The following is a 22822-nucleotide window of genomic DNA, read 5'->3' on the forward strand; positions in this document are numbered from 1 at the left end:
TATTCTATCAGATTTTAAAAAGACTGTCGACAGTCACTTTGTCAACAGTCTGAAAGAAGTCAAATCAAATTGACTTCTTTATTTTAGTTTATTCATTAATTCTTCAAAATCTGGTTTTTCAATTTCATGAAATTCAATGGTAACACTATCGTTATCTTTATAACGTGGAATCAAATGAACGTGGAAATGGTTAACACTTTGTCCTGCAGCTTCATGCACATTACTTAAAATGTTGATGCCATCACAATGTAGAGTTTGTTCCAATTTGTTGGCAAGCTTACTAGCAACTTCAAATACATGGTTGCGGGTTTCATCTGGACAATCTAAAAAAGAATCACAGTGTTCTTTTGGGACAACAAGCGTATGTCCATAAGAAGTAGGGTTGATGTCTAGAAAAGCGATAACACTTTCGTCTTCATAGATTTTATTGCTTGGAATTTCACCATTAGCGATCATACAAAAAATACACATAAGTATACGTCCTCCTTATTAAAAATAATACATCGTTTTAGATAAAATGAAAAGCCAGACTAAGGGGGTGTCTGGCTTTTCAATAAGGGGATAGAAAATAGTATGAATATCATTTACTGATTTCATACCGGCAAGGTCTTCAAACTCCTTGCTTGTATAGAAGTATACCATAAGTTGTGTCAAATAAAATGTGAAAAGTGTGGGAAAATATGTGATTTAATAAAAAAGTAGTATTTTCACCCCACTTTTTTGTTTTTTTTGGCTCATTTTACAAAATTGATAGTGATTGCGAGTGTCAAAAATGGGAAAATTTGGATTTTTCATGAATTATAAATATTGAGAACTAGTTTTATGCTATAATGTAAACTAAGCGGAGGTTTTGAGATGATTGTAAAAACCATTCAGGAAATAACAAATATAATGCATGCAAATGTGCATGGTGATATTGATGATACAAGAAAAATACATGGTGTTGTGATTGATTCACGACAGGTGACAAAAGATGTTTTATATGTACCAATTATTGGTCAAAGAGTAGATGGACATGTATTTTCCAAACAAACAATTGAAGATGGCGCTTTGATTAGTTTGTGGCAAAAGGATCATCTTCCATATCCGAATTTTCCAGTTATTTTAGTTGATGACACGCTTAAAGCTATGCAAGATCTTGCGAAAGCGTATTTAGATGAGTTACGTCCATTAGTAATTGGTGTAACGGGTTCTAACGGAAAAACTAGTTGTAAAGATATGTTGTATAGTATTTTTTCACAAGAGAAAAAAACACAAAAAACACAGGGAAATCGTAACAGTGAAATTGGTCTTCCATTAACTATTTTTGACTTTGATGAAGATATTGAAGTTGCGATTTTAGAAATGGGTATGGAAAACAAAGGCGAAATTACGCAGTTGACTTCCATTGCACAGCCTGATATTTCTGTGATTACTTCTGTAGGTTCAGCTCACATGGAAAATTTGGGCGGTAGACTTCAGATTGCTCAGGCAAAATGTGAAATTTTAGAGGGATTAAAAGAAAATGGCTTATTCCTTTATAATCATGAAAGTGAAGAAATAAAACAGGTTCTTCCTACTTTGAATACAGAAAATAAGAAAATCGTATCTTTTGGTCAAGGTGGAGATGTTTCTATCACAAGTGATATTAAATATGATAAAGAAGGAATTGTTTTTAACTGTAATATTCTAGATGCACCTGTTTATTTGCGTGCATTTGGTGATTTTCAGGCTATGAACGCATTACCGTGTATTTTTATCGCAAAGGCTTGTCAATTAAAAGAGGAATCTATTTTAAAAGGATTGGCTGATTTAGAAATGACAAAGATGCGTACACAGCTAATTCCAGTTTCAAATGCGTATATTTTAGATGATACGTATAAATCAAATCCAGAAAGCGCAAAGGCAGCTATCGATACATTGATGGAATTGCCTGCGCAAAAACATATCGCCATTTTATCGGATATGTTAGATCTTGGAAGTGAAGAAAAACAATTGCACTTTGATGTGGGCGAATACGCTAAACAAAAAGGTGTAGACGAACTATATTGTACGGGTCCTCTTTCTAAAGAAACAAGTGATGGTTTTAATGGAAAGTGGTATGAAACAAAAGATGAGATATATGAAGCTGTTAAACCTTTGTTAGATCAAGATTGTATTGTTTTGATCAAGGGTTCAAGAGCTATGAAAATGGATACGTTAGTAGATGCATTTAGGGGGAAAAAACAATGAGTAAATTACGTTTAGGTGTCATATTTGGAGGACAAAGTAGTGAATACTCTGTTTCATTGCATTCTGTCGCTTCTTTTTTACGTCAGATTCATGCTGATAACTATGATATGACTTTAATTGGAATTAATAAAAATGGACATTTCTATTTATATAATGGAGATGTGGATTCGATTGAACATGATACATGGCAAAGTGAAGAAACTTGTGTATCTTGTGCATGGGTAAATGGTGGAATCATGCCTTTGGATGGTTCAAACAAAGTGATTGAATTGGATTGTGTATTCCCAGTACTACATGGAAAAAATGGAGAAGATGGATTGATTCAAGGATTGCTTGAGTTGATGAATATTCATTATGTAGGCTGTGATGTAATGTCAAGTGCGATGTCAATGGACAAAGAAATCATGCATATTCTTTGTAAGGAAGCAAATATTCCGTGTGCAGATTATATTTGTTTATACGCAAATCAAGAAAATCCTACATTTGAACAGATTCAAGAAGAGATTCCATTACCATGGATTGTTAAGCCATGCAATGCAGGAAGTAGCTATGGGGTTCATTTTGTAAATGATAAAGAAGAATTTGAAAGTGCATGTAAAGATGCTTTCTTCTATGATGGTCGCGGTAAGATCTTAGTTGAAAAAGTAATTAAAGGCTTTGAGATTGGTTGTGCTGTTATGGGAAATGAAGAAATCTTTACAGGATCAGTGGATGAAATTGAAATTAATGGTGGATTCTTTGATTTTGAAGGTAAGTATGAAATGAAGGGAGCAGCTATTTATTGTCCGGCTCGTATTGATGAAAAAACATTTAAAGAAGCACAAGAATTAGCTCGTAGAACATATATTGCGATGAACTGCTGTGGTATGGCACGAGTAGATATGTTTGTGACAGAAGATAAAGAAGTGATTTTAAATGAATTGAATACAATTCCAGGATTAACGGCTACTTCTCGTTATCCTTCTATGATGAAAGAAGCTGGAATTGAATTTGCGGATTTAATTGATAAGCTAATTGAATTAGCTATGCAAAGGACTATTGGAGCATGTTAGAATCTTATAGTCGGGCTTGGACAGAAATCGACTATGATGCGATTGCGCATAATGTAGAAGAAGTAAGAAAGCTCGTAAAGAAAACAAAAATTATGGGTATCGTCAAAGCCAATGCGTATGGTTTGGGTGATGTCGCATGTGCTAAGGCTTTACAAAAATGTGGAGTGGATTATTTTGGCGTTTCGAGTGTGGATGAGGCTTTGAACTTAAGAAATGCAGGGATTCAAGATAATATCCTAATATTAGGGTATACACCTAGTATGCATTTTCACTATCTTCATGAACAAAATATTGTTCAATCTTTGATTTCTATTGAATATGCAAGAGAATTAAATGTGTATGCCAAGGAAAACAATGTAAAGATTCGTTGTCATTGTAAAGTAGATACAGGTATGTGCAGAACGGGAATTGTTTATCAAGAACAAGATAAACATATAGAAGATATTTATGAAGAGTATCATATGGAAAATCTATGTGTAGAAGGCATCTTCTCGCATTTCCCTGTGAGTGATTGTTTGGATGAGAATTGTAGATCATTTACGACCAAACAAATTCAATTGTTTGATGAAGTTGTTGATTTGTTGAAATCTCAAGGTATTGATCCAGGTATTCGTCATCTTCAAAATAGTTATGGAATTTTAAACTATCCAGAGCTGGAATATGAATATTGTAGACCAGGTCTACTTTATATGGGTGTGACGAGTGATGATCAAATTCCAATCCAAACAAATCCAGACTTTATTCCAATTATGTCTATGTATGCCAATGTTAGTTTGGTGAAATGGATATATCCTGGACAAAGTGTAAGTTATGGTCGTCATTTTGTGGCTGAAAAACCAACAAAAGTTGCAACAATGAGTATTGGATATGCGGATGGTTTACCACGCCTTTTATCGAATCAGGGATTTGAAGTGTTAGTACATGGCCAAAGATGTAAATTGATTGGAAACTTATGTATGGATCAATGTATGATTGATGTTACAGATGTAGATGATGTAAAAGAGGGCGATGTAGTGTGTATCGTAGGTCATCAAGGAAATGAAGTCGTTACTGTAGATCAAATTAGTCGTACGGCTAAGACTATCAACAATGAGACACTAACTTCGATTTCTTCGCGTGTACCTAGATTAAAGGTGCGCTCATGAAAAGACAGTATGCATCGATAGATATTGCACGCTATGTTTCGGCTTTATTAGTTGTATGTATTCATACATTTCCTTTTTTAGAAATTTCTGAAACATTTAATACGTACTTTATTCATACTGTATGTCGTTTGGCAGTTCCATTCTTTTTTACGACAAGTGGATTCTTCTTTTTTAGAAACTATGATTCAGAAAATGAAGATTTAAATGAGACTCGTTTAAAGAAGGCATTGATTCGTTTATTTCGAATTTATTTGATTTGGACAATTATTTATTTGCCATATACGATTTTTGATTATACGCACACGGGTTTTCATATTAAGTATTTATTTACATATGTAAGAGATTTTTTCTTGAATGGAAGTTATTATCACTTGTGGTTTTTACCAGCCTTAATGTTAGCGGACGTAATTGTCTATTGTTTGTATAAGAAAAAAGGCTTGAATTTCACATTGTTGATTACGTTTATATTATATTTTGTAGGTTACTTGATTAATGTATATACACCAATTTGGGAAAGTATTCCAGGTATATCCTTCTTCTTTGGTTTCTTTACAAAAACATTGTCAACCGCAAGAAATGGAATTTTCTTTGGTCCTATGTTCATTGCGATTGGGTTATTACTTTCAAGAACGCGTCGCTTGCCTAAAAAGGTTAGCTTGATTGGTTTCTTGATTAGTTTTGTATTATTCTTTGCGGAAGTATCTTTATATCGCCATTTCGGTATTTTAAGAGATTTAACAAGTATGTATATTTGTTTGGTTCCCGCTATTTATTTCTTAGTGAATTATTTATTAAAGGTCAATATTCCATATCGTAAAATGTTTACGATTTTACGTCATGATTCATTGATGATTTATACTTCACATATTTTGTTTGCCAAAATCTTCTTGGCATTGATGCCACATGCACATTTAGTTGTTTATTTCTTAACTTTGGCATGTGCACAATGTTTGGCAGGTTTTGTGACGCGTTATCAGGATCAATATCCGATTTTAAAAAAATTACTGTAAGCTTATGATTCGATTATTTCAGGTGAAATGTGCCAATGAAAATGAAATTGAGGCACAAATCTTAAAAAAACTGCGAATCCGTAAAGAAGACCTTTTGCAGTGGCACGTACATAGAAAAAGTGTGGACGCACGTCACCAGAAGGTCTTATTTTCGTATGTCGTAGATTGTAAAGTTAAAAATGAAAAGAAGCTTTTAAAGCTAAAAGACGTTTCTCTAACACCAGATGAAACGTATCATCCAGTAATGAGTGGAAAACATGCATTATTGGCTAGACCCGTTGTTGTTGGGTTTGGTCCTGCAGGTATGTTTGCAGCTCTGATTCTTGCACAATCTGGCTATAAACCGATTGTTTTAGAAAGAGGATCAAAAGTAGATGTTCGTAAACAAAAAGTAGAAACTTTTTGGGAAAATGGACAATTGGATGAAGAATGCAATGTTCAATTTGGAGAAGGTGGCGCGGGTGCTTTTAGTGATGGAAAGTTAACGACAAGATCGAAAGATTCATTATGTCGTAAAGTATTAGAGGAACTTGTTTCTTTTGGGGCAAAGTCTGATATTTTAATTGATCAGCATCCTCATATTGGTACAGATGCCTTCTTGGCGATTATTCGAAATTGTCGTGAAGAAATTGAACGTTTGGGAGGAACTTTCTATTTTGATACAAAGTTAGAAGATATTAAAGTGGAAAATGGTACTTTGAAACAAATCTATTTCAATCAACAATGGATAGGTTGTAATGCTTTAATTCTTGCGACTGGACATAGTGCAAGTGATACCATTTTAATGCTTCATCAACATGGTATTCATGTCGAAAATAAACCGTTTGCGGTTGGTGTTCGTATTGAACATAAACAAAATTATATCAATGAGGCTATGCTTCATGAATATAGTCAAGATGAAAGATTGATTCCAGCGCGTTATCAATTGACGTATACGGCATCCAATTCAAAAGGTGTATATACATTCTGTATGTGTCCAGGTGGCTACGTTATTCCAAGTTCATGTCAAAAAGATCAATTGGTTGTGAACGGAATGTCTTATGCGAGTCGTAGTGGAGAAAATGCCAATAGTGCATTGCTTGTGCAAATCAATGATTCAGATTATGGTAATGAATTGTTTGCCGGGTTAAAATATCAGGAAGACTTGGAAAAGAAAGCTTTTAAAATGGGACACGATTATAAGGCATGCGTACAACTTGCGAAGGATTATTTAGAAAATAAAATATCAAATCAATTTGAATCCGTATTACCAACCTATTCGATTGGTACAACGTTTTGTGATTTGAACGATTTATTCTCTAAAGAAGTCAATCTAGCCTTGCATGAGGCGTTAGAGCATTTTGAAAAGAAAGTGCCTGGCTTTGTTTCTGGTGGAGCCATATTAAGTGGTGTGGAATCAAGAAGTAGTAGCAGCGTGCGTTTAGTTCGTGATAAAGAATCTTATGTTTCGAATATTCAAGGTATCTATCCAAGCGGTGAAGGTAGTGGCTATGCAGGTGGCATTATGACAAGTGCTATTGATGGTATTCGTAGTGCCGAGCATTTGATTGAATACTTTGCCAAAGGGGAGTTTTAAATGAATATATTTGCTCCGAATTATTATGTTCAAAGTTTTAAAACTTTGAACATTCAAAAACTTCATGAAATGGGAATTCAATTACTTCTGTGTGATATTGACAATACGCTTGTGGCGTATGATGAAGAATGTCCAAATCAGGATGTGATTGATTTTATAAATAAATTAAAAATGAATGGAATTGAGGTTGCACTATGTTCAAATTCACCAAGTTCTAGAGGTAAGAATTTTGGTAAGCATCTTCCAGTTTCAAATATATATCCATTTTCGTGTAAACCATTTCCATTTTGTTTTAAAAAGGCAATGAGAGACCATGGCCTAAAGGCAAATCAGATTGCGATATTAGGTGATCAAATGTATACGGATATATTGGGTGGAAATATTTGGGGGTTTTATACAATTTTAACGGCTCCTATTGCGATAAAGGATCGAAATATCACAAAAGTATTTCGTTTCTTTGAAGAATTAATATATGGTTATTTAGAAAAGAAAAAATTATTGAAGCGAGGTGACTTTGATGACTAAATATTGTAAGGGTTGTGGTGTTTTACTACAAAACGAAGATGAAAATGCATTAGGCTATGTTCCTACTTTAGATGCTTCTTATTGTCAAAGATGTTATCGCATTCGTCATTATGGCGATGTGACAATCAATATGCAGCAGGGAATTGAATCCAACGCAACATTAGAAAAAATAAATAAAATCGATGGTGTGGTTTTCTGGGTTGTGGATTTATTTGCGTTTGAGGCTAACTTAATTTCGCGTTTGAATCAAAAACTTCCAGGCAAAGATATTGTGATGGTATTAACGAAGCGTGATGTCTTGCCAACAACTTTAACAGATGAAAAAATCATTAACTTTGTAAAGCATCGTCTTCACGAAGAAAATATTGTTGTAAAGGATATTGTGATTTGTGGCTATCTATTAAAGGAAAATGATAAATCTAGAGAATATTCATCACGTATTGTGAATGCGATTTTGAAATATCGTAAGAATCGAAATGTGATTTTTATGGGTGTTGCCAATGCAGGAAAATCCACTGTATTGAATCATTTATTGGCATCGAAAGATTTAACGACTTCTCAAAATCCAGGGACTACATTAGATTTAGTTCCAATTCCTTTTGAGGATTATACAATTTATGATACGCCCGGTATTGAGAATACGCATTCTTTATTAACGCATTTACAGCCTAAAGATTTAAAGACGGTCATTCCAACAAAACCAATTCGACCATTTGTTTCGCAAATTTTTGAGGATCAGTCCTTTGCGGCTGCAGGACTAGCAAGACTTGATGTGGTAGTGAGTGGTAAGGCAACGGTAGTTGGATATTTCTCTCGTTCTTTATCGATTCATAGAGGAAAATTAAGTAATGCGGATGCGTTGTGGCAAAAACATTTAAATGGTATGTTAGTGCCATGCGTAGATACATCCTTATTAACGATGCATACGTTCCATGCTCCTAAACTTGAGGGAGAAAAGATGGATGTTTGTATTCATGGTATTGGATGGTTCTGTATTAGTGGACAAGTAAAAGATGTATATGTAAAAGTACATAAAGGTATTCAGGTAACGTTTAGAAAGGCGATGATTTAATGTTAACGAGTCAAAATAAAAAATATTTAAGAAAATTAGGAATGGAGTATAGATCGTTATTCCAAATTGGAAAAGATGGTTTAAGTGATAATTTAATGGATACTTTATCCGATTCATTGGAGGCACATGAATTAGTAAAATGTAATTTATTAAAGACATGTCCAGTCGATGTTCGTGAGGCAGCTATTGAGTGTGCAAGTGCAACAGGTAGTGAAGTGGTTCATATTGTAGGACATACTTTCTTGTTGTATAGAAGAAGTAAAGAAAATAAATTGGGGCTTAAAAAATGAGAATTGCCATTGTAGGAGGTTCTTTTGATCCTATACATGATGGGCATATTCAAATGGCCAATCAGTCTTTGCAGGGATTAGGTGTAGATGAAGTATGGTTTATGCCAACGTCTAGTACGCCTTTAAAAGATCATGATCTGACATTGGATCAAGAGCGTTTAGCTATGATTGATTTGGTGGTTAAGAAAAACCCGAAATTTAAAGTTTGTACACTAGAACTTGAAAGAGCAGGTAAAAGTTACACGTATGATACGCTAAAGAAATTGATTGAAACATATCCGGAACATGAATTTTATTGGATCATAGGAAATGATCAATTGATGCAGTTTGACAAGTGGCACAATCCGAATGAACTTGTGAAGATGGCTCATTTTGTATGTTTTGATAGGGATGGAAAGCTTTCTGATTCAAAGTATGATATTGCGTGTATGACAATGCCGGCAGTTCCTGTTTCTAGTTCAGAGATTCGAATGGGAAATAAGTTGAATTATTTGCCTGAAGAAGTGTTGCGTTATATCTATCGAAATCGATTGTATGTGAAGGATTTTGTGGCTTCTAGATTGACAGAAAAAAGATATAAACATTCTTTATCGGTTGCTCGACTTTGTGAAGAGTTTGCGTTGGACAATGGGTATGATATGCATATTGCGTATTATATTGGTTTGTTTCATGATATAGCTAAATATATGCCAAAGGATGAAATGTTAAAATGGATGCAGAGTGTGTGTCCTGAAAACATGGAATATCCTGTAGCTGTATGGCATGGTTTTGTCGGGGCTGCTGTCACGAAAGATATCTTTTTAATTGAAAATCCAATTATTTATAATGCGATTTATCATCATGTATTAGGAACGAGTCAAGATCCATATGCGATGATGGTATTTTGTGCAGATAAATTAGATCCTTTGCGTGGATATGATTCTACTAAATTGATTGAGATTTGCAACAAAGATATTAAAGAAGGATTTGATTTGGTGGTTCAACAAAATCGTGAGTATTTAAAGAGAGGATAAACATGGAAATTTTAGATATTGTAGTTCATGCGATCTGTGAAAAGAAAGCACAAGATGTACGTGTATATGATGTAACGAGTTTGACTCCATTTATGGATTCAATGATTGTTTGTTCGACTACAAATATTCGTCAGAATAATGCGATTGCACAAAACATTAAGGATCGTTTAAGAGAAGCTGGATATTTGGGGGATATGCATATTGAGGGTGACTCTGGTTCAAAATGGCTTTTAATTGATTTAAAAGAAGTTGTAGTCCATTTATTTGTGAATGAAGAAAGGCAGGTTTATAATCTGGATCGTTTATATTCGGATGTTCCAGTAAAAACGTATGATTTATAATACATTGGCACATTATTATGATGCTTTAGTAAAAGATGAAGAGGCATCTAGAGAATGGGTATCTTGGATTGAGAGTGAACTTGCACCTTGTGATTGTTTAGAACTTGCGTGTGGTAGTGGTGAGATTACTGAGATGCTCGTAAAAAAAGGCTATACGATGACAGCACTTGATTTGAGTGAAGAAATGGTGAAGCAGGCTAAGAGTAAAAACTTAGAGGGTTCCATTCAATTCTTATGTCAAGATATGCGTAATTTAAGTAATTTAGGATCTTATTCTGGTATTTTCTGTTTGTGTGATAGTTTTAACTATATTTTAGAGAAAGAAGAAATTGATGCGTTCTTTCATGAAGTGAGTCAACATTTAAAACCAAGTGGACTTTTCTTCTTCGATACACATTCGTTAGATCGTTTAGATGAATTTGATACGGAATATAATGAGACAGGTGCTTTTGAAGATGGTTGTCAATATCAATGGTCAATTATGGCAGAAGATGATTATGTATATCAGGATTTTGCGTTTTATATGAAAGACAAAGTGGTTCAGGAGCATCATATTCAAAGAGTATATGATCCAATATGGTTGAGTGATACTTTGTCGAAATATTTTGATGTTTTAAAAGTCACAACGGATTTTGATATTGAGGGGATTGCGCCTGGTGAAAAGTATTTTTATGTATGTAGAAAGAAGGTACAAGAATGATTGGTATTGTAGCGGCAATGGATGCTGAGATTCATGAATTTGAAAAGCGTATGGACTTAGTAGATCATACGAAGACAATTGCGGGATGCACATTAACATATGGAAAATGGCAAGGTAAAGATGTAGTCTTATGTAAGAGTGGTGTAGGTAAGGCATATGCAGCTATGTCTTGTACAATTTTGTGTATGCAAGGAAATATCGACAGCATTATTAATGTGGGTACAGCTGGTGGATTAACGCAGGATGAGCAAGTGTTGGATATTGTGATTAGTGATAAGGTTGTACAAGCCGATTATGATACAAGTCCATTAGATGGTCCTTCTGGTGTTGGATTGGTGTATAATAGTCATGAAAAATTGAGCCAAAGTTGTATTGAAGCGGCAAACGCTATGCAGATTCGCTATCATGTAGGTACAATTGCTTCTCAAGACTTATTTATGTCTAGAGATGAAGATTTTGAAAAATTAATGAATAATTTTCCAGACTCAATTTGTTCAGAAATGGAGGCAGGAGCGATTGGTGCTGTTGCCACACAGTTTAATATTCCATTTGTGATTGTGCGTTCACTTAGTGATGTTGTGCATCATAATGAAAATCCAATGGAATTTTCAACCTATGTTTCTAAAGCAAGTGCACAATCGGCTAAATTGATTGAAAATTGGTTGATGCGTATATAGTAAAAAGGAGGGGTAAGAATGGGACTAAAGCATAAGCGTAAAAGACAGCATGGAACAACAACAACAATGGCATTGGTCATCATTCTTGTTCTTGTATTACTTTTGATTTGGTCTGAGTTTATTAGTGGACCGAATCGCGTTAAGGAACAGATTTATACGCAAAGAATTGAAAAAATAATTAAACAAAATAAGAATATCCAAGGCTTGAGTGAGCATGTCTTTGATTACACAACATATCAGGGATATGATGATACAACTTTGTATTGGTACAATGCGAAGTCTGAATTGATTACTTCAAGAGATATTGAAACTTTGAATTATAAAAAGGCAAAACGCATTGCGAAAAAGAACTATAACATCAAGTGTGATTCGATTGCACTTGGATATGGCTACAACAATCCGGTATATGAGATTCGTGGATCGAATAAATTGATTTTATTGGATTATGATAGTTTTGAACGTGTTTATGAAAGGGGGATACGATAATGGCTGATTTTGATTTTAATGCACCTTATGTAGATCGTAGAACTTGGATCATTGATCATCTACAAAATTTGGTTTTAGAACCCAAAGAAATATTGGTCGTATTGTTGATTGATTTTTTCAACCAGCAGCATATTTCAATTGATCATGAATTGATTAGTGAAAAATTAAAAATCGGTGTGGATGAAGTGGAAGATATTTTTACAGAATTATCGGATAAAGGCTATTTGACTTTAGACTATGCGAATGGATCTTTGATTTTTAATATTGAAGGTATCTTTGAACTTTCTAAAGCCAGTGATACTTCCATTGATCGTTCTTTATTAGAGCAGTTTGAAATGGAATTTGCGCGTCCACTATCTTCAACGGAAATGCAAAGGATTATTGATATGGCCAGTATGTATGATGAGCGTCGTGTGATTTGTGCGTTAAATGAAGCTGTATGTAATGAAGTTTGCGATTTAAATTATATTGAAAGAATTCTTCAGAATTGGCAACAAAAAGGTTTATCGACTGAAGATTTGGAGAATGGCAAGCGATGAATGCGAATGAAATTTTGGATGAAATGGAGAAGATTTTTCCAGATGCCAAGTGCGAATTGTATCATGAATCCCCATTTCAATTGATTGTTGCGGTCGTACTTAGTGCACAAACAACCGATGCGATGGTTAATAAGGTAACGCCTGCATTATTTAAAGCGTATCCTACGGCAGAAAAGATGGCAAAAGCCAATGTTTCTGAATTAGAGCCATACATAAAAAGAATTGGTTTGTATCGCAATAAGGCTCGTTCGATTTCGAATTTAAGTAAAGATCTAGTTGAAAGATATCATGACCAAGTACCTTACACATATAAGGATTTAATGTCTTTAGCAGGTGTTGGAAGAAAGACAGCGAATGTCGTTCGTAGTGTAGCTTTTGATATTCCTAGCTTTGCGGTAGATACCCATGTCAATCGTGTCAGTAAGCGTTTGGGTTTAGCCAAATATAATGATTCGGTTGAAAAGGTTGAGGAAAAACTAAAACGAAAAATCGATCGTTCAAGATGGAATCAAGGTCATCATGACTTTATATTTTTTGGGCGTTATCTTTGTCATTCAAGAAATCCAGAATGTGAAAGATGTCCTTTTAAAAGCTTTTGTAAGAAAGATAAATATGAGAAATAATAGCACTACAGTCGTAGTGTTTTTCTATATATAGGAGAATAGAATATGATTATAAATATCGAAATTGTGGATGCTTATTTAAATGGGGAAAATATTAGTAAATTCTCATCTTTATTCATTTATAGGCAGGCCGATAGAAGCATATTTCAAGAGCCTGAAAAAGATAAAGCAGAAATCGTTTCTAAGATAAAAGATGAAATCATAAATCATATATGCGATTTTATTCCTTGCAACAAAAGAATCTGGGATATCTTGTTTAAGGATTGGCAAAAAGATTTAGATAATATTATCTTGGATTTAGTTGTAGGTTGCAAAGAACCTAATGATGCGTTTGTACTTAAAGATTTGAATGAAAGACATCATATGATCTTTGATTTATTGTGTTGGGAAAAATATGTTGGCAAGATTTCATTATCCAAACTTTCACAGAACCTTTTAACCCATGAATTATTTCATGTGTTGATTGGGAAGTATTATACAGATATTGAAGAAAGTGAACAATTTGGAAATTATATAAATAAACTCGATGCGATTACATTTAATGAAGGATTTGCACATCTTGTTTCCTATAATCAACAAGAAATTAATAGTGTTGAGTGGGAAAAGTTAGAAGACATTTATATTCAATCCATAAATAGAATGAAGTTAGCTTTGATGGAAACAAATCCACAATCGCAAGAACAATACATTTATGAAGCCAACTTTGGAAATTATTATGATAAATATGCATGTATGTGTGGAATGTTGTATTTAGCTAAACAGTGGCAATTAGGTGGATATGCAAGACTAAAGGAATTGTTTGATCAAGGTTATCATGGCTTTGCGAGAAAGTGTATATAAACTAGATTTAATTTTTAGCCAACAGTAAAGGAAGTATGAATATGAAGATTATTAAAGTTGTAGATGATGAAGAAAAAAAGAAAATCACAAGAGCTATATTAGAATCATTACCTGAGTGGTTTGGAATTGTAGAAGCACGCGAAGAATATATTCTTGATAGTGTAGGAAAAGATTTCTTTTGTGCTATGGAAAAGGATAAGGTTGTTGGTTTTTTATATCTTAAACAAACAGGTAAAGATACAGTTGAACTAGCTGTAATGGGTGTGTTAAAAGAATATCATCGTAAAGGAATTGGAAGAGCACTATTTGAATACGCAAAGGAAAGTATAAAGGAAAGTGGATATTCGTTTATCCAGGTAAAAACAGTGAAGATGGGTATGTATGAAGATTATGATTGTACAAATCGATTTTATAGTTCATTAGGGTTTAAAGAATTTGAAGTCCTGAATTCGTTATGGGATGAAAATAATCCTTGTCAAATCTATGTGATGGCATTGTAAAGTTGACAAATAGTTGGTAGAGCAACCGCAATAAAATCAATATAATGATGGTGAAAAGGAGGAAATATGTATTATGAAGGCAAGTGTATTTATAGCTTATATTCTTTTGTTGATGTATTTTGTAGTTGGTGTCGCATTCATATACTTATTTGTGTTGGTTGTTAGGGCATTAAAGAAATATATTAAATCTGAACCTGTTAGAAAAGAGAAAGCAGAAAGTGCAAAGTCACTTGGAGAAGTGATTAAAAGATATCGTACGCAACTTGACGTACTCTCATCATTAAAATGACGAGATTCTCTTTCTCACAATGCGAGAAATGGAGCATCGCAAAGCTTTCAGCATGGTTCTAGACCTTGCATATAGTCTTTGCATAGCTCTTGTTTTTCGAGCATTTCCAATCCATGTGGACTGTACTCTGTATACTCATACTGCATCCAGCAGGGCTTACGCCTTAGACCTGACTGGATGAGAGATTCTTTATGCTAGAATCCAAAGCATGGTTTCATTGTGTGTCCGCATTTTTTCATATTTTGAATCAATGTATCCTGCAGCTTTACAAAATGTGTAAAGTCAAGATGACAGGCTTTAAAATCAGGGGCAGTCAATGTATCGTCAGTATGACAAATCAGAAAGGCAGAATACAAATCTCTTTGTACTTTACATCCTTCAATCGTTTTAAACCTTTCGTTAAGTGCAGGTTTAATGTATTCACCCGTATCATGGTGAAGTTGAGAAGCACGATATTGATGAATATCTATTTCGTAGTATGGAATTCCATACTGTGTTGCCTTTGTTTTTAAATCAGCCTGCATAAGACCTGGAGAACGGTTCTTGATGGAGCGTCCATAACGTTTTTTGCGTTTGTATTTGCGTACCATCTTAAAAGAGCCGTCTTTTTGCTTAATGGATACGGCTTTATCCTGTCTTTTAGTCTTCTTTGATTTCTTTTGCAGAGCTTTGAAGTTCATTGGCTCAAGGATGAATTCGCTTGTGTTCTGAACGACTCTGTTGATAAAGGTATGATGCGAAGTCTTAATGTAAGCAGATTGTTTTCGATAGAGCACGCGTATCTGTCGTTTCAGACGTCTGCACCTTCTTGTTGTTTCCCACTTGTGCTTTCCCTTTTTGACTGTACCATTCTTGTTGTAGTTTTCTGGATTATGTTTTCGCATAGAGGCATCCACCAGATTCTGTTTATGGCGAATTTCCTTTTCATATTTGGCTGATTCTGGAGCCAGTTCTTCCAGATGGACCTCGTTGTTTGAGGCTGTCGCAATCGTAGAAGTTCCAAAGTCAACACCTGTACGATGTCCGCCATCTTCAGATAGTTTAATTCGTTTTGGTGCATCACCTCGAAGTGTGATCACTACATAATATTCGAATCCACTGTTGAATTCTATCCTCTTTAAAAATGAATAAACAACATCTTCTTTTAAATCAACAGATGAAATGATGTTCTGAATATATTCATCTTCTGGAATACGCACTTTAAAATAGTGCTTCATAAAACATATGGTATCCCATCTTAAAAGACGCACTCCTGTTGCAGCACATTTTTGTTTGATGCAGTCGAAACTATTATATCTTCGATAATGAAGATGACATCCATCTTCAAAAAGAATCTTTTCTACTCCCTTATATACAGCTTCAGCTTCTGCCTGTGCCTGATGAGAGTTGATGTAGTTCTTGTATTTCTTTTGTTCTTTGGATACGAACTTACACAAAGAAGTCTTCGTAAGATTATACTCTTTTTGTTTAATACACATGATATTTGACAATTCTTTTTTCTTCTTCTTTTCTGAAGCTGATAGTTCAGATCCTTTCTTTTTAGAATATTCATCTTCTCCATAAGCTTTGCGTGCACCCATATATTCTTTATCATGAAATAAAGCATTCAAACGGTTTGTAGCATATCGAACCAACTGATTATGCATCTGATTCGCATAGAAAAAAGACTTCGACAAAAAACGTTTTTCAGATCCACTTAGTTCCAATTGAAAACGTACTGTATACATATCGAAATCTCCTTTTTTACGATGCATTCTACATATATATTATATCATGGTTCACGTATAGAAACAGCTGAAAACCAGTTACATACGTCATTCATCTCATGACTAAAGTCACGAGCATTCTGACTTTAACAGTAAAATGACTCAAGAATTTGAGGCAGAGTCTTTAGGTGTTTCAAGACAGACTGAATCAAAATGGGAAAGTGGTACATCGGATCCAAGTACAACGAATTGAATGGCTTTAGCTAAGCAATTTGGAGTCACTGCTGAAGAAATTTTAAAGGAAGTTAAATAAATTCTTTACTGATTGATAGATATTTATCAGCATAGATACTTTCTTTTTCCCAGATGATGTCAAAGTCGTGTTGTAACTTAAAATCATCTAAAGTAATTTCTTTGAGTTCTTTTGATTTTAATTCTTTTCCTACAGCTATCTTATATAGAAAAGAGATTCCACAATCTTTTTTCAATAGATTCATGATGGTATGCATATTTTCTACTTGCGTATAATGTATAAAATTTGAAATGTGTAAACCATGCGCAATTAAGCTTTGTTCAAGAATGTTTCTTGTTCCAGAACCTTCTTCACGCACTAAAAGATGTTCAGATATTAGATCATGAATGGTATGGGGTTCTTTATTAAATTGATGGGATGTAGCACAGACAGCAATATAGTCTTCTGTGCTATATTTTTTATGAGAATAGTTTTCTTTTGGATAATTTCCTTCGACAATAGCCATACTGATTTGTCCATGGTCAAGTAATTCGAGCAGTTTAGATGTGTTGCCATAGTGAAGGTGGATGTTGATTTCTGGATGATTTTGAATAAAGTTTGCCAATTTATCTACAATCGCATATTCACCGATGGTCATAGTTACTCCAATGGAGAGAGTTTCAATGTTGGATGTAATATTGTTGAGTTCATTCATTAAAGCTTGTTCATTATTCTTCATTGTTAATAAGTGTTTATATAGTATTTGACCAGATGGAGTTAGACTTAATTCTTTATTCTTATAATTGAATAGGATTGTATTGTATTGTTTTTCTAAAAAATGAATATGTTGCGATACAGCAGGCTGTGTGATATTTAATTGTTTGGCAGCTGTTGTAAAATTTAATGTTTTGCATACAGTAAGAAATGTTTCAGTTCGATAATCTAGCATATGTACCTCTAATGATAAGAAAATATTATTATTCGATAGAATTATATAATTTTACCTTATTGTTGTATAGTGATAAAATTCTCTTCATGGAGGGATTATTGAATGAATTTTATAAATAAATATGGAAAAGGCATTTTGATTTGTCTTTTGATTGCCATTCCATCATGGATCATCGGAAAAATGTTTCCGGTCATTGGTGGAGCTGTCATCGCAATTCTTGCAGGTATGATCATTGCGATGTTTTGGAGTGATAAACAAAATGCAGAAGCTGGTATTAAATGGTCTTCTAAAGTGATTTTACAAACAGCGGTTGTATTGCTTGGTTTCGGAATGAATTTAGGTGTTATTTTTGAGACAGGGAAACAGTCTTTACCTATCATTGTTTGTACGATTACTATTTCACTTGTACTTGCGTGGATTATGAAGAAGGTTTTAAAAGTACCTACAAATACATCAATACTTGTCGGTGTTGGATCATCTATTTGTGGTGGTTCTGCCATTGCGGCAACAGCCCCTGTGATTGATGCGGATGATGATGAGATTGCCCAATCCATTGCGGTTATTTTCTTTTTTAATGTATTGGCAGCTATTTTCTTTCCTATCTTAGGGAAGGCTTTGGGTTTTGATACCATGCATGGCGATGCGTTTGGTATTTTTGCAGGAACGGCTATTAATGATACATCAAGTGTAACAGCTGCTGCGTCGACTTGGGATAGTATGTTTAATCTTGGTAGTGCCACATTAAATAAGGCAGTAACTGTAAAGTTGACAAGAACTTTAGCGATTATTCCAATTACACTAGGACTATCTTTTATTCGTGCAAAAAAAGAAAGACAAGCATCAAACTTTAGTTTGAAACGTGCCTTTCCAATGTTTATACTTTATTTTATTTTGGCGGCTATTTTTACAACGATTTGTGTAAATGTTGGAGTAGACTCTAATGTATTTGCACCACTTAAAGAATTATCTAAGTTTTTGATCATTGTGGCTATGGCGGCCATTGGACTTAACAGCAATGTAATCCAGTTGATCAAAACGGGTGGTAAGCCGATTGCGGTTGGTGCAGTCTGTTGGTGTGGTATCACAATTGTAAGTCTTATCATGCAGTATATAATGCATATTTGGTAAAAATTCATAACTTGAGAAAAATTGTATGTAATGATACAATAAGGCTCGTTTGCGAAAGGGGTTATGACAATATGCAAAATGAAGTAGAAAAAATGGATATGAACGCAATGGCACACCTTATTTTAAAGGCAGTTGCACTTGCGATGGGAATTGGAGTTGCCGTTCTTTCTGTACTGAATCAAATTGATATCCGTTCCGAATTCGGAATGTTAGGAATAGGACTTGCTTGCCTGGCAATGGATTCAATTATAAAGAAAGAGTATCAATAAATTTTCGTGTGGCAATATTGGTTGCACGACTTGCATCCTGGACAAGAAGAATATCTCGTTCAGGATTTTTTATATTTGTTTGAATTTCAAAAATATCAGAATCCTTAGAAATTAATTCTTTAGGATAGAATCCAATGCCAAGGTTGTGTTTGACTAATGGAAGTATTTGATCGGCAGTAGCCACTTCTAAATCGGTATGAAAAGGGATTTGGTGATTTAAAAATAAGTTTGAATAATAGATATATGTACTTGTATTTTTGCTTAAGGTGATAAATGGATAATACGAGATTTGTTGAATGTCTAGAATCTGGTTGTTTAAGCTTTCATATTCTTTTCCACCAATCAAGACTTCTTCAAAGGAATAGAGTGAAGTTGCACGTAATGGCTTTTTAATATTGATTGGACTTGTGACAATCGCAATATCGACAATACCTTTTTCTAAGGCATCAACAGCTTGAATAGAGGAGTGGTTGGATAATTTGATTTTGACTTGTGGATAGGCTTTGTGGAATTGTTCAAGTTTGGACAATAAAAAGATATTTAGAGCCGTTTCACTTACACCAATTGATATATGTCCATGTTCTAAGGTTTTATTTGAAAGGATTTCACTTTCTCCTTGGTAAAGTTGTTCAATGGCTATCGCAACATGTTCATAGAGTTGTTCACCTTCGGGTGTTAGGGTAATACCGGAATGAGAGCGTACTAAAAGCTTACATCCAAATTCACTTTCTATGTTGTTCATGGTTCTAGAGATGTTGGGTTGGTTGTTATGTAGGATTTGAGCGGCTTTTGAAAAGCTTTTATATTTAGCCACATAGTAAAAGATGCGGTAATAGTCTAGTGTCATGTTATAACCTCCATATAATTTTTGTATAATATATATTTAAAATATACATTTCACATATTTTCTTGGAGTTAGTATAATATTTTTAGTCTGAATAGGCAAGCCATCAAAACAGATACAAAAAGTGTGTTAAAGGAAGACCTCTTGTATCTGTTTGCCGAAAGGATTAGAAAAGAAGTGAGAATCATGCCAACAATTTTTCCTAGGGAAGAAAAGGCGGAGGCTTTGTTTGATAAAATTGTCAAGGATCCTAGAGCCTGTAAACGACTAATGGATGCCTTTTATGAAGGTGTTGCCTGTGATGAGGATTCAAGCGTAGAAGAAGAAAGGGTACTTGTGGATAAACAAGTATTTACCAATGCACTATTTACTGCATATAAAAATAAAGATCTGTCGGCATTTTTAATGGCTGTATGCGGTAACAGTATGTTTGATTTATTAAGAAATGCATTTTTGATTCCATTGCGATTTAACGATAAGGGAAAAGAGAATCCGATTCTTTTAAGTGATGAGGATGGAAATATTATAGAAAGTGATATTCATATTTCTGAATCAAAGAGGCATATGTTTACAAAGCTTGTAGAAAAAAATCGATACTTAGCGTATGGCTTTTTAGAACAGCATAGTTTTAAAGAGGACATGTCCATTCAAACTATTCAAAATGAATCGCATTTAGGTATCTTGGTTGTCCAAGAAATGCCTGAAGAGCTTCATGAAAAGTTAAGTGATGCACAAATTTATTCTGGCTTATGGGATTCTATGATGAAGCTTGAAGATTTGTTGTATAATGCATTCTTCTATTGTGGTGATTTTAAAGGAAAGTATTGTGTTGGTGTATTCTTGCCATTTACACATTTCGAACATAATTTAGAAAAGAATATTGAAGTTTCAAATAGTATTTTATATGAATGTATACAAAAAATGCTGAACGATTAAGTTCAGCGTTTTTATGTACAATATCGAAATGAGGGATCGGTTAAGATACGGGCAAATATAAGTCCCATTGGAAGAGCTAAAACAATCAATAAAGATTGAATGAGCCAGTTAGCTCCAATATACATGGTGGATGTGAGTTCGAGATTATAGATAGCTCGATACATATATAGGCCTGGGACCATAATCACAATGGATGGTACGGTTATCGCAATTCTAGGATATCCTGTATTTCCTTTGATCATGGAGGCAAGTAGTCCGGCTGCTAATGCGCCAATAAAGGCTGCGGCTGCAGCAGGTAAAGATAAATCGACAAGTGTTAGTCGTAATGTGTTTGCGATGGCTCCAATGCATCCGGCACTGGCGGCTATTTTTTTTGAACTATTAAACATAATGGAGAATCCAAAGACACCTCCAAAACTGGTTAATAGTCTTAAAAGTAACTTAGTTGATGTTGGAATGTGTAATTTTACAAAATCAACGGGTTGAAGATGTAAGACTAAAGCACAGATCCATGCAGTAAGTGTGGCAGCTAAAATAATAATAATGGCATAGGCTAGTCTTTCTAGACCGGATCGTAAATCTAATTTAGCTAAGTCAATACCGCTTGTGATGAAGGGAAAGCCTGGAATAATGAAAAGCATAGAGCAGATGTATCCAGCTTCGTGTTGTGTGGATATGCCAAAATAGGTTTCTAAAAAATTAAATAATAAGGCATATACAAGACAGGCCAAAGAAACACTGGCAGCGACATTTAAAAATAGGGTGTAATTATGTTTGATGAGTTTCATTCGAAGTGCATTGCCAAGTCCTGCCCCCACAAAGGCACAAAGCATTTCAATGGGGCCTCCACCAAGTAGAAAGGTAAAACAGCTACAGGCAAGGGCTGCAGCTAATCCTAGAATAATGGGGGAGTAACTAGAGTGAATGCTTTCGATTTGGTCTAATTGATTGTGAATTTCATTGCATGTGCATGTTTTACATTCATCTTTAAAGTGATAGACAAAGTCTTCCATACGAGCAAGTTTAGATGTGTTAACACTTGTATTATGCAAAGACAAGGATTGTGCGTGAGACTCAATTCCATCAATGCATGTGTAGGAAATATTTGTAAGTCCAATGTCGGCAATACATGTAATATTTAATTCACTAGCAATGGTGTTCATTGAACTTCTTACTCGCCAGGCACCTGTACCACAGGCTAAAAGCATCAATCCAATTCTTCCTATAATGGAGGATTTTTCTGTAAGACTTGCATTTTCAATCTTAACTTTTGAATCTTTGTTCGTATATTCGTGCCACGGAATTTCCATATGGTTGTTCATAAGATCATCTCCTATATCATTTATATATAATACGCATAGTATAAATATATATTCGATATTTAATTCCATGAATAGTATAGTCAACTAAAAAAAGAAGTCAAATTAATCGACTTCTTTATGAATCCATGTCATTAATACTTTAACAATATATGCTTTTTGTTTGGGGCCTAGTGGCTGATTGGGTTTGATCTTATGCCATTTATATAAACATTGTCTGCAACAACAGCCAGTAGCATGTTGAGCAATGAATACAGGGTGTCCTTTGAAAGGTGTTTGTTTCCCATCGTTGGGGATATAGGCTGGAGCTAATCTTTTTTCGACAAAATCTATGGCATGTTTTTCGATGGTGTCTATTCCTTTGGCTTGTATATACTCCTTATCTTTTTGTTTCAGATGAAAGCTGCTTCTAAATTTGGAGTGGGATAAGCGATTAAAAAGTTGTTCAAACCATTCGGATTCTGTCATAGTTTCTCCTTACATATATAATAAAAAAAACCAGCTAAGCTGGTTTTATAATCAAGTGGCGCCTGAAACAAGACTCGAACTT

28 protein-coding genes are annotated in these 22822 nt (G+C 34.3%); 22 read left to right on the forward strand and 6 right to left on the reverse strand.

The window, feature by feature from the left end; all coding sequences use genetic code 11:
- Positions 1–78: 78 nt before the first annotated feature.
- Positions 79–471 (reverse strand): HIT family protein, encoded by a 393-nt coding sequence (locus tag LJE08_RS08245; protein WP_117571107.1) that lies wholly within the window; start codon positions 469–471, stop codon positions 79–81.
- Between the two features lie 384 nt (positions 472–855).
- Here LJE08_RS08245 and murF point away from each other — a divergent pair, with 384 nt between their 5' ends.
- From murF to LJE08_RS08335, 18 genes are all read left to right on the forward strand, one after another.
- Positions 856–2211: a UDP-N-acetylmuramoyl-tripeptide--D-alanyl-D-alanine ligase gene (gene murF / locus LJE08_RS08250; RefSeq protein ID WP_227402906.1), complete on the forward strand. Its 1356-nt coding sequence runs from the start codon at positions 856–858 to the stop codon at positions 2209–2211.
- Positions 2208–3263: a D-alanine--D-alanine ligase family protein gene (locus tag LJE08_RS08255; protein ID WP_227402907.1), complete on the forward strand. Its 1056-nt coding sequence runs from the start codon at positions 2208–2210 to the stop codon at positions 3261–3263. The genes murF and LJE08_RS08255 overlap by 4 nt, the downstream gene beginning before the upstream one ends.
- Positions 3257–4408, forward strand: a complete 1152-nt coding sequence (alr, locus tag LJE08_RS08260) for an alanine racemase (protein WP_227402908.1) — start codon at positions 3257–3259, stop codon at positions 4406–4408. The genes LJE08_RS08255 and alr overlap by 7 nt, the downstream gene beginning before the upstream one ends.
- Positions 4405–5418, forward strand: a complete 1014-nt coding sequence (locus tag LJE08_RS08265; RefSeq protein WP_227402909.1) for an acyltransferase — start codon at positions 4405–4407, stop codon at positions 5416–5418. Before alr ends, LJE08_RS08265 begins: the two co-directional genes overlap by 4 nt.
- Before the next feature lie 4 nt (positions 5419–5422).
- Positions 5423–6994 carry an NAD(P)/FAD-dependent oxidoreductase gene (locus LJE08_RS08270; protein WP_117924329.1) on the forward strand — a complete coding sequence of 524 codons (1572 nt, stop codon included), beginning with the start codon at positions 5423–5425 and terminating at the stop codon, positions 6992–6994.
- On the forward strand, positions 6995–7519 hold the full coding sequence (locus tag LJE08_RS08275; RefSeq protein WP_117924331.1) for a YqeG family HAD IIIA-type phosphatase: 525 nt from the start codon (positions 6995–6997) through the stop codon (positions 7517–7519). It abuts the gene before it with no gap.
- The gene (locus LJE08_RS08280; RefSeq protein ID WP_117924333.1) at positions 7512–8591 is read left to right on the forward strand and encodes a GTPase; all 1080 of its coding nucleotides are present in this window, start codon (positions 7512–7514) and stop codon (positions 8589–8591) included. The genes LJE08_RS08275 and LJE08_RS08280 overlap by 8 nt, the downstream gene beginning before the upstream one ends.
- Complete coding sequence (locus LJE08_RS08285) at positions 8591–8881, forward strand: YhbY family RNA-binding protein (RefSeq protein WP_117571115.1); 291 nt, start codon at positions 8591–8593, stop codon at positions 8879–8881. The genes LJE08_RS08280 and LJE08_RS08285 overlap by 1 nt, the downstream gene beginning before the upstream one ends.
- Entirely contained in the window at positions 8878–9894 is a 1017-nt protein-coding gene (locus LJE08_RS08290; protein ID WP_227402910.1) for a nicotinate-nucleotide adenylyltransferase, read from the forward strand. The genes LJE08_RS08285 and LJE08_RS08290 overlap by 4 nt, the downstream gene beginning before the upstream one ends.
- A gap of 2 nt (positions 9895–9896) precedes the next feature.
- Positions 9897–10235 carry a ribosome silencing factor gene (gene rsfS, locus LJE08_RS08295; protein WP_117924337.1) on the forward strand — a complete coding sequence of 113 codons (339 nt, stop codon included), beginning with the start codon at positions 9897–9899 and terminating at the stop codon, positions 10233–10235.
- A complete protein-coding gene (locus LJE08_RS08300) occupies positions 10225–10935 on the forward strand; it encodes a class I SAM-dependent methyltransferase (RefSeq protein ID WP_186998356.1) in 711 nt (236 codons plus the stop codon). Before rsfS ends, LJE08_RS08300 begins: the two co-directional genes overlap by 11 nt.
- Positions 10932–11612: a 5'-methylthioadenosine/adenosylhomocysteine nucleosidase gene (locus LJE08_RS08305; protein WP_117924341.1), complete on the forward strand. Its 681-nt coding sequence runs from the start codon at positions 10932–10934 to the stop codon at positions 11610–11612. Before LJE08_RS08300 ends, LJE08_RS08305 begins: the two co-directional genes overlap by 4 nt.
- An 18-nt stretch (positions 11613–11630) precedes the next feature.
- Positions 11631–12098: a hypothetical protein gene (locus tag LJE08_RS08310; RefSeq protein WP_227402911.1), complete on the forward strand. Its 468-nt coding sequence runs from the start codon at positions 11631–11633 to the stop codon at positions 12096–12098.
- Positions 12098–12637, forward strand: coding sequence for a DnaD domain-containing protein (locus tag LJE08_RS08315; protein ID WP_186998354.1), 540 nt, complete (start codon positions 12098–12100; stop codon positions 12635–12637). The genes LJE08_RS08310 and LJE08_RS08315 overlap by 1 nt, the downstream gene beginning before the upstream one ends.
- On the forward strand, positions 12634–13260 hold the full coding sequence (gene nth / locus LJE08_RS08320) for an endonuclease III (RefSeq protein ID WP_227402912.1): 627 nt from the start codon (positions 12634–12636) through the stop codon (positions 13258–13260). The genes LJE08_RS08315 and nth overlap by 4 nt, the downstream gene beginning before the upstream one ends.
- A 45-nt stretch (positions 13261–13305) precedes the next feature.
- Positions 13306–14100, forward strand: coding sequence for a DUF5700 domain-containing putative Zn-dependent protease (locus tag LJE08_RS08325; protein WP_227402913.1), 795 nt, complete (start codon positions 13306–13308; stop codon positions 14098–14100).
- Positions 14101–14141: 41 nt separating this feature from the next.
- Positions 14142–14600 (forward strand): GNAT family N-acetyltransferase, encoded by a 459-nt coding sequence (locus tag LJE08_RS08330; RefSeq protein ID WP_227402914.1) that lies wholly within the window; start codon positions 14142–14144, stop codon positions 14598–14600.
- 73 nt (positions 14601–14673) lie between these two features.
- Positions 14674–14889, forward strand: a complete 216-nt coding sequence (locus LJE08_RS08335) for a hypothetical protein (protein ID WP_227402915.1) — start codon at positions 14674–14676, stop codon at positions 14887–14889.
- A gap of 194 nt (positions 14890–15083) precedes the next feature.
- Here LJE08_RS08335 and LJE08_RS08340 read toward each other — a convergent pair whose 3' ends face one another.
- Positions 15084–16616 (reverse strand): hypothetical protein, encoded by a 1533-nt coding sequence (locus LJE08_RS08340; RefSeq protein ID WP_227402916.1) that lies wholly within the window; start codon positions 16614–16616, stop codon positions 15084–15086.
- Positions 16617–16752: 136 nt separating this feature from the next.
- Here LJE08_RS08340 and LJE08_RS08345 point away from each other — a divergent pair, with 136 nt between their 5' ends.
- A complete protein-coding gene (locus LJE08_RS08345) occupies positions 16753–16848 on the forward strand; it encodes a helix-turn-helix transcriptional regulator (protein WP_227402917.1) in 96 nt (31 codons plus the stop codon).
- Positions 16849–16900: 52 nt separating this feature from the next.
- Here LJE08_RS08345 and LJE08_RS08350 read toward each other — a convergent pair whose 3' ends face one another.
- Positions 16901–17776 (reverse strand): LysR family transcriptional regulator, encoded by an 876-nt coding sequence (locus LJE08_RS08350; protein WP_217256201.1) that lies wholly within the window; start codon positions 17774–17776, stop codon positions 16901–16903.
- A gap of 102 nt (positions 17777–17878) precedes the next feature.
- Between LJE08_RS08350 and LJE08_RS08355 the strand changes: the two genes are divergently transcribed.
- Both LJE08_RS08355 and LJE08_RS08360 read left to right on the forward strand, forming a co-directional pair.
- On the forward strand, positions 17879–18904 hold the full coding sequence (locus LJE08_RS08355; protein ID WP_227402918.1) for a YeiH family protein: 1026 nt from the start codon (positions 17879–17881) through the stop codon (positions 18902–18904).
- Between the two features lie 71 nt (positions 18905–18975).
- Positions 18976–19173 carry a hypothetical protein gene (locus LJE08_RS08360; protein WP_117924359.1) on the forward strand — a complete coding sequence of 66 codons (198 nt, stop codon included), beginning with the start codon at positions 18976–18978 and terminating at the stop codon, positions 19171–19173.
- Here LJE08_RS08360 and LJE08_RS08365 read toward each other — a convergent pair.
- Entirely contained in the window at positions 19151–20020 is an 870-nt protein-coding gene (locus tag LJE08_RS08365) for a LysR family transcriptional regulator (protein ID WP_227402919.1), read from the reverse strand. The two genes, LJE08_RS08360 and LJE08_RS08365, sit on opposite strands and share 23 nt — an antisense overlap.
- Before the next feature lie 183 nt (positions 20021–20203).
- On the opposite strand from LJE08_RS08365, the gene LJE08_RS08370 reads away from it, so the two are divergent.
- The gene (locus tag LJE08_RS08370; RefSeq protein ID WP_117573763.1) at positions 20204–20953 is read left to right on the forward strand and encodes a DUF4866 family protein; all 750 of its coding nucleotides are present in this window, start codon (positions 20204–20206) and stop codon (positions 20951–20953) included.
- A gap of 11 nt (positions 20954–20964) precedes the next feature.
- Here LJE08_RS08370 and LJE08_RS08375 read toward each other — a convergent pair whose 3' ends face one another.
- Positions 20965–22275: a threonine/serine exporter ThrE family protein gene (locus LJE08_RS08375; protein ID WP_186998345.1), complete on the reverse strand. Its 1311-nt coding sequence runs from the start codon at positions 22273–22275 to the stop codon at positions 20965–20967.
- A gap of 102 nt (positions 22276–22377) precedes the next feature.
- Positions 22378–22740, reverse strand: coding sequence for a DUF4186 domain-containing protein (locus LJE08_RS08380; RefSeq protein ID WP_227402920.1), 363 nt, complete (start codon positions 22738–22740; stop codon positions 22378–22380).
- Between the last annotated feature and the right edge of the window lie 82 nt (positions 22741–22822).

It is taken from the genome of Holdemanella sp. DFI.5.55 (assembly GCF_020593575.1).
In the GTDB taxonomy this organism is placed as follows: domain Bacteria; phylum Bacillota_I; class Bacilli_A; order Erysipelotrichales; family Erysipelotrichaceae; genus Holdemanella; species Holdemanella hominis.